The sequence below is a fragment of the Rhizobium sp. BK661 genome, assembly GCF_024808825.1.
Classification (GTDB): domain Bacteria; phylum Pseudomonadota; class Alphaproteobacteria; order Rhizobiales; family Rhizobiaceae; genus Rhizobium.
Genome location: NZ_JANTYT010000008.1, coordinates 47,247 through 59,423, shown reverse-complemented (window position 1 = coordinate 59,423; position 12,177 = coordinate 47,247). Strand labels below are relative to the sequence as shown.

General features: G+C 56.2%; 9 protein-coding genes. 7 read left to right on the top strand and 2 right to left on the bottom strand.

Annotation, left to right across the window (positions count from 1 at the left end):
• Positions 1 to 219 precede the first annotated feature (219 nt).
• The gene (locus tag FHX16_RS17710) at positions 220 to 612 is read right to left on the bottom strand and encodes a hypothetical protein (RefSeq protein ID WP_183756153.1); all 393 of its coding nucleotides are present in this window, start codon (positions 610 to 612) and stop codon (positions 220 to 222) included.
• A gap of 104 nt (positions 613 to 716) precedes the next feature.
• Between FHX16_RS17710 and FHX16_RS17705 the strand changes: the two genes are divergently transcribed.
• From FHX16_RS17705 to FHX16_RS17680, 6 genes are all read left to right on the top strand, one after another.
• Positions 717 to 899, top strand: a complete 183-nt coding sequence (locus FHX16_RS17705; RefSeq protein ID WP_183756154.1) for a hypothetical protein — start codon at positions 717 to 719, stop codon at positions 897 to 899.
• A gap of 1,207 nt (positions 900 to 2,106) precedes the next feature.
• Positions 2,107 to 2,454 carry a hypothetical protein gene (locus tag FHX16_RS17700; RefSeq protein ID WP_259129553.1) on the top strand — a complete coding sequence of 116 codons (348 nt, stop codon included), beginning with the start codon at positions 2,107 to 2,109 and terminating at the stop codon, positions 2,452 to 2,454.
• Positions 2,455 to 2,869: 415 nt separating this feature from the next.
• A complete protein-coding gene (locus FHX16_RS17695) occupies positions 2,870 to 3,958 on the top strand; it encodes a DNA topoisomerase IB (protein ID WP_183756156.1) in 1,089 nt (362 codons plus the stop codon).
• Positions 3,959 to 3,967: 9 nt separating this feature from the next.
• Positions 3,968 to 4,249: a hypothetical protein gene (locus FHX16_RS17690; protein WP_183756157.1), complete on the top strand. Its 282-nt coding sequence runs from the start codon at positions 3,968 to 3,970 to the stop codon at positions 4,247 to 4,249.
• A gap of 174 nt (positions 4,250 to 4,423) precedes the next feature.
• Positions 4,424 to 7,690, top strand: coding sequence for a DEAD/DEAH box helicase (locus FHX16_RS17685; RefSeq protein ID WP_259129627.1), 3,267 nt, complete (start codon positions 4,424 to 4,426; stop codon positions 7,688 to 7,690).
• Positions 7,691 to 7,817: 127 nt separating this feature from the next.
• On the top strand, positions 7,818 to 8,180 hold the full coding sequence (locus FHX16_RS17680; RefSeq protein WP_183756159.1) for a hypothetical protein: 363 nt from the start codon (positions 7,818 to 7,820) through the stop codon (positions 8,178 to 8,180).
• 449 nt (positions 8,181 to 8,629) lie between these two features.
• On the opposite strand, the gene FHX16_RS17675 is transcribed toward FHX16_RS17680, so the two are convergent.
• On the bottom strand, positions 8,630 to 9,007 hold the full coding sequence (locus FHX16_RS17675) for a GFA family protein (protein WP_183756160.1): 378 nt from the start codon (positions 9,005 to 9,007) through the stop codon (positions 8,630 to 8,632).
• A 354-nt stretch (positions 9,008 to 9,361) separates the two neighbouring features.
• Between FHX16_RS17675 and ligD the strand changes: the two genes are divergently transcribed.
• Entirely contained in the window at positions 9,362 to 11,998 is a 2,637-nt protein-coding gene (gene ligD, locus FHX16_RS17670; RefSeq protein ID WP_259129552.1) for a DNA ligase D, read from the top strand.
• Positions 11,999 to 12,177 lie beyond the last annotated feature (179 nt).

Sequence of the window (12,177 nt, the reverse complement as noted above, 5' to 3'; positions counted from 1 at the left end):
TCAGCGCCGTTTTGGAAGGCGTCGCATCTGGCCTACTCAAACCCACCGGTGGCATTTGTGCCCTCGCGGCTCATCGGCCAGGACCGAGATCCAGACATTCGGTTCAGCGCGAGGACTGAATTGCGTCGCCGAGGAGAAGCTGCCGTATTGCCCCAGCCGCACCCGCTCGGGGAACATTGATGTGACGCACATTTGACTCGGTAGGGGCAGTCGACCAAATCATCCGGAGTTAAGCCAGCTTGCCGAGAGGCCATAAATTACAATCCAGATGTAAAGCAGGAAAAAGGTCGCTACTGCGACAATGATGATTCCAACCAAACCGCTGGCTGCTCGTCGCTTTCTCTGGTTTTCCTTCGGGCTGTCTGCAGATGGAGCAATGAATGGCTCATTTTTCCGCTCCGTGTCAGGTTTGATCACGCTCGATCTCCTGTCTAATATCTTAAACCGCGTCTCAACAAGCAGCGAGAACGAAGGTTCCCGAACAGCCTTCGCACGTCGGCCGAGGCAGGTATCGAGCGACATCGGAATGAGGTAGCCATCAATGCCAAACAGGCTGGTTCGGCACCCGATCATGTCTGGGTTGTGTGTCCTGACGCTCGAACCATCGATCATTCGCACGCTCGGCTACTTCTCTGGTTCGTACGACAGGTACGCTAGCGTACTGAACACTCTTCCTTGCCGAAGCGTTTTCCCTGGGGAAACAAAGGAGATGTTTCATGTCCAGAAGAGAACTCGTCGATACCGCCTCAGACAAAAGATACGTGCGTCGCGACGAAGGCGGCCGATTCAAGGAGTCGACTGACGTCAGCAAATCACTGTCGGCGGATCGCCGACATAAAGCGCAACATGCAGCCAAACCAGGCCAAGGCGACCGTGGCGATAAGGTGAAGAAGCAGTGAAACCATCGCCGTCCATAAGAGCCGGCAGTCGAGTATAGCTATAAACGGGACGATCGAATGTATGAAGGCGACACCCGCAAACCTTCAAGAAGTAGCAAGCAGCAGCGCTTGGAGGCATTTGAGGAAACCTCCCGCTTCGCAAGGCAGGTCGCAGATGAGGAGCGACGGAAGCGCGAAGCAAAGACCGAGCGTTTGAGGAAAGCGCGGCTGTTGGCGAAGAAGCAGGAGAGTTAGAGCCACCCAATCGGACAAGGGCGCGCATCGCCCCATGGGCTGCGGGCGTGTCCTTTCCGTCTCTTCGCGGGCGACAGCCTTTGCTCCGGCAATCGCGGCTTCGCAATCCTGCAGAACAGAACCTTTGGGATCCTCGACAAAACGGTCGCGTGCTCGCCTAACATTGTACTCATTCGTGCGTCCGACAACCTGAGATTCGGCGGTTACCGAACGCCGCGGGCTGTTGGCAGTCGCCGCAGAGCATCGGGTTAGAGGTTTTCGGAAACCTCTCGCCATCGCTGATGTGGTGGGTGGGTAATTTCGTCGACAGATAGTCTGATCAAGGTTCGCTGCGTCACTGTTCTCCAGCGCTACGAGAATTTTGTGGTGCTGACTGTCAAGCTCGGTCGGTACCGTCCTTTTTCGCTGCATCGCTCAGCTGCTTTCCACGGTCTTTGAGCATGTCCTGCGCGAACTACCTGGCATCTTCCGGCCCTTCCTTGGGCAATATCGATTTTCGCTGTCTCGATCTCGAACATGTTGACATAGCCGCCTTCCCAGCGAAGTCAGAGGCGTGCTGTCCGTCGACGTCGCCCGAAGTGAAAGCGGGGAGGGCAATCAGGCAAGCCAGAAGAGTGCGATGGGGAGTTTTTCATGATTTGCTCCAATTGGACCTGCGCTCGCTCCAAGATGTTCCGCCCAGCTGCAAAACGCTCGAACGAGGATTCGGTGGAACTTCGATCTTCTGGCACGGTTTGAGTGGGCGAAAGATCGACAACGCAGCAGCTTACCGCATCGCCGGCCCAGTCGTCGCCTTCGCACGCCAGGCAACTTAGAGAGGAAATCAACAATGGACCCGGGATCCTCACATCGACCGCTGATGATCTACGTAGTTGCAACACTAATGATCGGCGTGGTGATCACGGTGGGATCGCTCGTCGTCGTCGGCCTGAGTTAAAATCCGGCAGCCCAAAACTGAAGTGGGAGAATAGCAATGACAAAACAAGAAGAAAGAACCGGTGCTCAGGTGCGCGGACAGATTCAATCCGGGCAGAGCGGCGATCGCCGATCAGGCTTTGATCCCGCTGCGGCACCGATGGAAACCGATGCAGAGGCCGGCGGAGTGCCAATATCGCCGGAGCAGGCAGGTATGGCCATTGAAGATCGATCAGGATTGAAGCCGGACATCCAGCAGAACTACGACGTCGCCATGCGTGAGCCAGGATCCGCACGGACAATATCGCAGACGGGCCGCGTCGTGCCGTTAGGCATCATTGTCGTCTGCCTTGTCCTTGTTGCCGTTGGACTTGCGATCGGTAGCTGGCTCCTCGGGCCGCCCTGATATGTACATCGACCAGACGCAATGCTGAAGGTTCTCGATCGACCAAGCTGCTTGGAACCGCGATGACAAGATGCCGTGACGACCATCAATCGCCCTGCGAGACGACATGAGCCCGGAGCTCGGAAGCAAGCTCCGCGCGGAGGTCCTGAGCGAAGAATGGCTCTCGCCGAGCTTACCGGCGCTATTGCTATTCTATAACCCGCAAGCCGAAAGAGGACCACAGGGTCCTCGGTTACGGCGCGGCCGTGCACGAAGGCTCTTCGTCAGGCTCTTGAGGAAGAGCTCAAAACATCGCGCGCCGATGACGCCCGCAGCAGATACTATCGCGTGATGCCTGGTGTGGCCAAACCTGCCCGACGTTCTTGGCTTCACTAGCACCCGGAACCGGAAGGCCGGGACCGGAGTTACGCATGTCATGAACCAGATGCTTTCCAAAGATGCTGTAAGGACTGCCGCTGCGGGCGCAAAGCTGGCATCCGGCCTCGTTTATCTGTCTTCTCTCGAAAGCGGCTTCACGCGACGGCCGGGCAAAAAAGGCTTTCTGTATTATATGCCGGACGGTCGACGTGTCACTGATCCAGCCGAAATCACACGTCTGAATGCCTTGGCCATCCCACCCGCCTATACCGACGTCGTTATCTCCACGAACCCGCTGTCCCACCTCCAAGCGGTCGGAACCGATGCACGTGGGCGGAGGCAGTACCGCTATCACGCGGAATGGCACATGGAGCGGGGACGGGCGAAGTTTGAACGTCTCGTTGATTTCGCTGCACGGCTACCGGACCTTCGCGAGAGAGTGGATCTCGATCTGAGATCCCGAGGGCTCACCATGGACAAAGCGCTCGCAACAGTCGTTTGGATGCTGGACAATCTCTATATCCGTATCGGTAACGTCGCCTATGCCGAGGAGAACCGTTCATACGGGCTGACCACGCTCCGAAACCGCCACGTGAAAGTTGATGGAGGGAATGTCAAGTTCAAGTTCAAAGGCAAGTCGGGCAAAGAGTGGAATCTTTCCCATCGTGATCGTCGCATCGCAAATGTTGTAAGAAAGCTCCAGGAGTTGCCCGGTCAACATCTATTTCAATATGTTTGCGATGAGGGAGGCTGTCGTCCGATCTCTTCCCACGACGTGAATGGCTACATCCGCGACGTCACGGGAGAGGATTTCAGCTCAAGACAGTTTCGAACCTGGGGCGGGACTTGCATGGCTGTCGCTGCACTTGCGCCAGTTGAAGCCGCCGCCTCCAAAAGGGGGATCGCCACACAATTGAACGAAGCAATTGACCAGGTCGCGGCAAAGCTTGTTAACACCCGCTCTGTCTGCCGATCTTCCTATATTCATCCCGCGGTTTTCGACGACTTTCGCGAAGGAAAACTGCGGGATGTTTTACAATTGAAGACAAGAAGCGAGCGGCTCTTGGAATGGATGGATGTTGAAGAGATCAGAGTCTTTCGTTGGTTGCAGAAGAGAGTTGCCACGCCAAATTCTACCAACCCATAGGAGCCAACTGTGAACACCGCCAATCTACAGCTCGAGGGACTGATCATGGCAGTCGCAGCGCTTTCCAACGCTCTTGTAGCGAAGGGCGCATTTACCCACCAGGACATCGCAGCGGCACTCGGCCGCGCTGAAAGGGCCGTGGCCGAAGATGATGATCACGAACTCTCGAATTCGAATCGCGCGGCAACCTTGTTTCCGATCCGCGTTCTCGTCCTCGCCAACGAAGCCGCGCAGCGGGGCAGGAATTTCACGTTTTCTGATTATGCTGAGCTTGTCGGAAAGCTGACATGATTGATTTTCCTGGTACCTTCAAACTTCACCCCTGTCGACGTCAAAAGCGGCCAGCGGGTTAACGTGCACTGTCGCGAGCGGATTTCAGCTCGTTGGATGGAGAGCGAATTTCCTGGTGAAAAGCGCCGGTCTCAAAATCACACACGCTGCTATCTGATTGGAAATATATAATTGATGGAAGCCAACGCCGCGACTGACATTGCCAACGGCCCCGCTTCCGATAGCTTGCCACCTCCAGCTTTCGTGGCAGCAAGCCTTTTGAGAGAGCTGCAGGAAAGCACGCATAATCTGGTCTATGTTGCTTCAAGCGAGTTGGCGGCGACCCAGATCGCGAGCGCTGTTATGGAGATGAACCCGATCGCTCCGGTCGTTATGCTTCCTGCTTGGGACTGCCTGCCCTACGATCGCGCTCCACCCTCAAGACACAGCATGGGCCGGCGCATGGACGCTCTCAGGGTCTGGCTCGAAAGCCCAACAGGACCCAAGCTTCTTGTAACCTCCCTCGAAGCAATGGTGCAGAAGGTACCACCACTAGGGGTCATCCGAGACACTTGGTATCGCCTGGCGATCGGCGAGAGCTTCGACATAACCACGTTTCTGGCCTTCGCGAAGCGGACCGGATATTATGAAGACGGAAATGTCGACGAGCCCGGAGAATTCGCATTTCGCGACGGTCTAATCGACATCTTTCCAGCCGGCGGCCGTTTCCCAGTGCGTGTCACCTTGCGCAACACTTTGATCTCGGAACTTTGGTTTTACGATCCAACCAGCCAAAGGACGACAAAGGCCCTGGAGGAGATGGTTTTCGGACCTGCGTCGGAGGCGGTAATTGGCCGCGACGAAGAAAAGGACGACCCGGCCAACACGGCGGACGCAATGTACAATCGGCTTTTTCGACAATATGGCGAACTCCCGAGCGCATTCGACATTCTGGAAAACGTCAAGATAGCGCTGCCTGACCAAACCTTTCGTCGATTGCCGTTCTACCTCGAATTGATTGATGATGCTCGTCACGCCCATGTGGCTTTCGGCGGACGAGCTTTCGAGCACTCGCTCTATATCGATGAAGCCCAATGGACGTTTTTCATCAACAAGTTGCCTTCTTTTGCGATCGACACGACCGCGGCTCAAGAAGTTCCGCAATTTAGCGAATTTGTCAGTCCGGGCAAAGCACTCCGGACTTTCGTCGAAGATCATATTCGTTCAGGATGGACCATCGTCTTGGCAGGAGAGTCGGTCGATATCGAGCGCGCTACCCAACGATTGGTGCAACAGACAGGCTTCAGCATTCAACCGATCGGAACATGGCTGGACCATCAAACCGCGCCGCCGGGAAGTCTGCTGAGGCTTTCCCGTAGTCTGCATCATGGCTTTATTGACCACCACCAAAGACTCGCCATGCTTGGAACGGCAGACATTGTGGGGCGGGCGATACCAACGCAGTACTCACAGGTCGGGATAAATACCGAACCAGACCTCGAGCTTGGCGATTTGGTCGTTCATGAGGATTACGGCATAGGCAGACTGTGCGGATTGGAAACAGTTGAGGTTGAGGGCGAAACTCGCGATGCGGCACGTCTCGTCTATTATGGCGAAGCATCGATCCTTGTGCCGACGGACGACTTCGGTAAGATCTGGCGATATGGCTCCAACGCCACTGCTGTTCCTCTCGACCGGTTGCATACCGATGGTTGGAAGAAGAAACGGGCATTGGTAGATAAAGACATCCGCGCGGCGGTTCGTCATTTGAAAAAAGCTGCCGAAAACCGCCAAGCGTCTCCGGCGCAAGCGGTGAAGCCGCCTCGGGCCCGATATGCTAGATTCGCTTCCCGTTTTCCCTATGGAGAAACACCGGATCAGGCTGCGGCTATCCAAGCCGTCATGACTGATCTTGCATCCGGCGTGGTGATGAACAGGCTCGTCTGCGGTGATGTGGGTTTCGGAAAGACTGAGGTGGCGCTTCGAGCGGCCGCCGCTGTCGCACTTGCAGGGGGACAAGTCGTCGTTGTATCGCCAACCACTGTCCTGACAAGGCAACATTTCGTGACGTTCAGCAGACGATTTGCCGGCATGGGAATAGAAGTGGCGATGTTGTCACGGGTCGTCTCCCCGAAAGAGGCGAAGCGCGTTAAGGCGGGTTTGAAAAACGGCGACATCAGTGTCGTCGTTGCTACACAAGCGATACTCGCCAAAGACATTTCACTGCCCCGTTTGTGGTTGCTGATTATTGACGAAGAACATCGTTTCGGTGTTCGGGATAAACAAGCCCTGCAGGAGCTGGCGCCTGCCATCCATACGATAATGATGTCGGCTACGCCAATACCGCGAACCCTGCAGACCGCATTGATTGGAATTCAGGACACCAGCCTGCTGACCGCCCCGCCGGCGGAGCGAAGACCGGCGCGGACGGTGGTGACGGACTTCGACAAGGCTTCTCTCCGCGTGGCGCTCCTTCGCGAATATCGCAGAGGCGGCCAGAGCTTCATTGTTACGCCGCGGATCGAAGATATCGAAGAACTGCGTGCTATGCTTGCCAATGTCGTACCAGAACTCACGATCCGCGTAGCGCACGGGAAAATGCGGGCGGTCGAGATGGATGAAATCATGGTCGATTTTGCAGATGGACATGGCGACGTCTTGCTCGCAACCAATATCGTTGAAAGCGGGCTTGATGTGCCGCGCGCCAACACGATGTTCATTTGGCGTGCCGACCGCTTCGGGCTTGCGCAACTTTATCAACTACGTGGCCGCGTTGGAAGGTCCAAGGTTCAGGGCATATGCTACCTGATCCTGCCGCCCGACAGGAACCTCGCAGATGCCACCCGATCGCGGCTGTCGACCATCCTGGACAATGATCGCCTTGGCGACGGCCTGTCGATCAGTTTGGACGACCTGGAGCTCAGGGGCGGTGGCGAGATCGAAGGTGACAAGCAGTCAGGGCATCTAAAGGTTATCGGTACCGCTCTTTATCAGGACCTGTTGGAGCGCGCGATCTCCGGAAGAAAAGAAAGCGGCCAGTCTAAAACCGACGTTAACCTCGGCATATCAGGGGCAATTCCTGGTGACTATGTCAGCGACGCCGGCGTCAGACTCGGACTGTATTCAAGATTGTTGCGAGCGGACTCACTGGATCAGGTAGAGGCGCTCGCGGAAGAGTTTGACGACCGGTTTGGCGACCTCCCGGTCGATCTGGCGCTTTTGCTGCGCCTGACGAGCGTTAGAGTAGCTGCGCAGCTGCTTGGCATCAGAAGCGTCGAAGGAGGTCCTAAAGGGATCGCGTTGACCTTCAACAACAAGGACACCCGGCACATCAAGAAGCATTTTGATCGAATTCGCCCCAGTTCCTTACGTGAAGGGAGGCTGATCTTTGAGGAGCGAACAAACTCTGGTGAAGAACGGCTGGCCCTTTTGGAGCAGCTGCTGGACGTTGGCGGGCGGTAAAGTCTTGTCGGAGCGGGTGAGAACGCAGCCTTTCCAAGATTTCTTCGGCCCTGGCCCACAGTGCGGTCGAGGGAACATCTGGTTTCTTCGAAGGTTACCCGTTCGTCAATTATTCATGGAGTTTTCGATGAGAACCGATAGCGCCGGAAGCGATCAGAAGACGGTAACCGAAACCGCCACGGAGGCGAGACAGGGGAACTTCGGTAAACCGGTCCTCATCGTTCTGGTGTCAGGTCTGCTCCTCGCGTTCGTTGCCTGGGGAGCGGTCGAATGGTGGGGGGAAAGTCTTGACGTCGATCATAAGCCGACCGTATCAACAGCGATCGACCCGATCAACGCGCAGCCATCTGGAAAAGGCACGTTTGACGACAATCCCGCCGGTGGAGGTTCAAGGCCACCACAAGCCACCGATCGCGATCCGACTGCAAGTGGAAGCGGTGGAGGAAAGACGATGATCAATTCGCCCAGTGGAACGGAAAAGGTTCGTTGATCCCTGCGATCACATAAGATCAGCAAGGAAAGTCCGTTACCTTACGCCCGGAACAGGCAAAGGGCAGGAACGAACGCTAAAGGGTTGATGCTGGTGAAACACGGCAGCCACGTCTCTCATCGTGGTGGTTCCAATCCCCGTCGTAAAGCGCCTCCGGCTCGGACCTCCCACACGCCGGGGGCGCTTTCTTGCAAAATTTGCATCTCGCTCGCCGCTAAGAGCAGAGCAAGACTGGTGGCAGTGGTTCAGATTGCTGGCACCCATTTCCAAATGACGCCTTCCCTGCGATCCTCATCGTAGTTGAAGACGCGTCGGCCAGAGGTTGCAGCAGGTTCAAGGGCCCTCCTTCGCGACAGGATTCACGCCCGTGCCGGGCGCAAACTCTATTGGCAGCGGAAGCTGCGTAGCACATCGTCCGTTGAACGTGGGGGCACGGCTGATCCTTTCAATCAGGCGATCTTGTCTTCGGTGTACTGAACGGCGTCATTGATCGGCGAAAGCCAATGCTCTCGCCTTTTGACCCACAGCTCGTATGTCGGCGCCAAAGCCGTGGGGGCGTCTCGTAGCGTTCCAAGTTTTACCTCTGCTTCATTATCATTGTATGAGAACATCCTACTTCCACACGTCGGGCAGAATCTCCGGCCCTCGTGAACCTCCGTTTGCCCAGACGTTGAAAAGGAAGAAGCGGGCCAGACACCAAAGAATGTGAAAGCCGAACCGCTTTCCTGCCGACAGTCCGTACAGTGACAAATTCCTATGCGAGTGGCTTCCCCTTCGAGGCTATAAGTTACGCGTCCGCATCGACATGATCCTGTGATCCGTGTCATTCTTGTCCTCCTGCTTCATCCTCGCCGGCTTGCAGATCCAGGAATGGAATTTCTTTCGCCGGGAGCCAGCTCTCATACAACCTTTGAGGATCCTCACAGTTCCTGCCTGGCCAGGTGAGGTGTTGGGCGCTCCCCGGCACCACGAAACTCCTTGCCGCGGCCAGCGTTTCTCTCACTGACATGATGATCAGGAGACCGTTCGTGGCGAATGACTGGGTGGCAATTTCTCTCAACCATTTCACCTCACGTAAGCGTTCGTACCTGTTGGGTGGAGGTGATTTTGCCCGATCGGCCCCTGAGACCGGCAGCTTTGTGGGATGAGCAACGAATGTCGACGAAAGAAGGGAGGTCATAATGAGCGATACTCTTTCAACCTATCGTGCCAAGCGGGATTTTCACCAAACCGAGGAGCCGAGCGGCAGAGTTCCCGTGAAGGCATCCAATCGTCTCCGTTTTGTAATCCAGAAACACGACGCAACCCGCCTTCACTATGATCTCCGACTGGAGCTTGATGGAGTCTTCAAATCGTGGGCAGTTACGAAGGGTCCGTCTCTGGATCCGCATGACAAGCGGCTGGCGGTCGAAGTCGAAGACCATCCCCTCGACTACGGCGATTTTGAAGGGACGATCCCAAAGGGCCAATATGGCGGAGGCACGGTGATGCTATGGGACCGTGGATTCTGGGAACCGGAGGGAAAGGGTTCCCCTCAGGACGCTCTGAAGAAAGGCGATTTCAAGTTCACACTCCACGGAAAGCGTCTTCACGGCAGCTTTGTTCTGGTGCAAATGCGCGGTGACCGCGACGGCGGGAAGCGGACAAACTGGCTCCTGATCAAACATCACGACGACTATTCGGTCGAGGAGAATGGAGATGCCATTCTTGAGCAGAATGTGACGTCCATTGCGTCCGGTCGGACGATGGATCAGATTGCGGATGGAAAGGGCCGCAAACCAAAACCGTTCATGATGGCGAATGCCGACCTGAAATCCGACGCGGTCTGGGACAGCAAGAATGGGCTTGCCGCGGATGCACGCCGAAAGAAAACCGGCGACGCGGAAAAGGCGCCGGCTGACCTGCCTGACTTCGTAGCGCCTCAGCTCTGTAAAACATTAGCAAGGCCACCGGCAGGCAAGAATTGGCTCCATGAGATCAAGTTCGATGGCTATCGGATTCAGATGCGAGTGGCCGCGGGAACTGTCATGCTCAAGACGCGAAAGGGTCTCGACTGGACGGCCAGATATTCCGAGATTGCCTCGGCGGCGTCTGGACTTCCTGATTGCATCATCGACGGCGAAATCTGTGCGCTTGACGAAAACGGCGCACCGGACTTTGCCGCACTCCAGGCTGCCTTGTCAGAGGGAAATACTGGCAATCTGGTCTACTTTGCTTTTGACCTGCTGTTTGATGGGGAGGAGGATCTGCGCTCGATGCCATTGGTCGGACGCAAGGACCGTCTGCGCACTTTGCTGAGCGTAATTGGAAATGAGCCCCGACTCCGTTTCGTCGAGCATTTCGAAACGGGCGGCGACGCCGTGCTTCGTTCCGCCTGCAAATTGTCCCTCGAAGGAATCGTTTCAAAAAAGGCCGATGCGCCCTATCAGTCTGGTCGAAGCGACGCTTGGGCGAAGTCCAAATGTCGAGCCGGACATGAGGTCGTGATCGGGGGTTACGCCACGACCGGCGGCAGGTTTCGATCCTTGCTGGTCGGTGTCTACCGTGGCGAGCATTTTGTTTACGTTGGAAGGGTTGGCACGGGCTACGGGGCAAAGACTGTCGATGTACTTATGCCAAGGTTGAGGGAGGTCGATACGACCTCTAAATCACCGTTTACGGGGATTGGAGCGCCCAAAAAGGAAACTGGTGTCGTCTGGCTAAAGCCGGACCTTGTGGCCGAGATCGAATTCGCTGGCTGGACATCCGACGGCCTTGTTCGCCAAGCCTCCTTCAAAGGGCTGCGGGAAGACAAACCGGCGAACGAGGTCAAAGCGGAGAGGGCAGCCTCGCCTGAACAGACGGAAACACCTGATCCACAGGTAGGAAAGAAACAGCGGACCGCCGGTCGAAGGGGCGCGAAAGCCGAAGTCATGGGTGTTCTTATTTCTCATCCAGATAAGCCGTTGTGGCCCGATGGCGGGGATGGCCGGCCGGTTACGAAGGAAGACTTGGCGCGATATCATGAATCCGTCGGTGGTTGGCTGATCGATCACATAAAGGGTCGTCCATGTTCGATCATTCGCACACCGGATGGCATTGCCGGAGAGCAGTTTTTTCAACGTCACGCAATGCCGGGAACATCGAACCTGCTTGAGCTCGTGAAAGTATTTGGCGACAAGAAGCCTTACCTCCAGGTCGACCGAATTGAGGGGCTTGCGGCGATCGCGCAGATTGGCGGTGTCGAACTGCACCCATGGAATTGCGAACCTTACCAACCGGAGGTCCCAGGACGTCTCGTATTTGATCTGGATCCCGGCCCGGACCTGCCGTTTCCGGCCGTCGTTGACGCTGCCCGGGAGATGCGCGATCGCCTTGATGAACTCGGGCTTATCAGCTTCTGCAAAACCACTGGCGGAAAAGGCCTGCATGTGGTGACGCCGCTTGCAGTCAATAAACGCAAGCCGCTTTCATGGACCGAGGCCAAAACCTTCGCGCATGACGTCTGTCATCAAATGGCGCGGGACAATCCTGATCTCTACCTGACCAAAATGACGAAAAGCTTGAGGAATGGACGTATTTTTCTCGACTATCTTCGCAATGACCGTATGGCAACGGCTGTTGGGCCATTGTCACCGCGTGCCCGTCCCGGCGCAACCGTATCAATGCCTTTGACCTGGGCACAGGTGAAGGCCGATTTGGATCCTACGCGGTTCACGGTGCGAACGGTGCCCGCCCTCATCAGAAAAAGCTCCGCGTGGAAGGATTATTGCGACAGCCAACGGCCACTTGAAGCTGCCATAAAAAGGCTGGACCGACAAAATAGGCGACCATCTTAGCAACGCAGGCTTTCCGGCTGGCCGATAACGAGCTTAGCGGGTGCTCCTGCCTCAGAGCAACGAACCGATGGACGATGGGCCGGCGTGGTGGTAGCCGCCTGCGTTTGGCTATTGTCTCTGCCGCGACGACCAGTCCCCGTTCTCTGGACTATCAACAGTCTTCGTAGATAGTATGAGCT

Bases quoted from the DNA above. Each gene is read 5' to 3' on its own strand.
- ligD (WP_259129552.1), top strand. From the start codon at position 9,362: ATGAGCGATACTCTTTCAACCTATCGTGCCAAGCGGGATTTTCACCAA.
- FHX16_RS17695 (WP_183756156.1), top strand. From the start codon at position 2,870: ATGAACCAGATGCTTTCCAAAGATGCTGTAAGGACTGCCGCTGCGGGC.
- FHX16_RS17680 (WP_183756159.1), top strand. From the start codon at position 7,818: ATGAGAACCGATAGCGCCGGAAGCGATCAGAAGACGGTAACCGAAACC.
- FHX16_RS17710 (WP_183756153.1), bottom strand. From the start codon at position 612: ATGATCGATGGTTCGAGCGTCAGGACACACAACCCAGACATGATCGGG.
- FHX16_RS17675 (WP_183756160.1), bottom strand. From the start codon at position 9,007: ATGACACGGATCACAGGATCATGTCGATGCGGACGCGTAACTTATAGC.
- FHX16_RS17685 (WP_259129627.1), top strand. From the start codon at position 4,424: ATGGAAGCCAACGCCGCGACTGACATTGCCAACGGCCCCGCTTCCGAT.
- FHX16_RS17700 (WP_259129553.1), top strand. From the start codon at position 2,107: ATGACAAAACAAGAAGAAAGAACCGGTGCTCAGGTGCGCGGACAGATT.
- FHX16_RS17705 (WP_183756154.1), top strand. From the start codon at position 717: ATGTCCAGAAGAGAACTCGTCGATACCGCCTCAGACAAAAGATACGTG.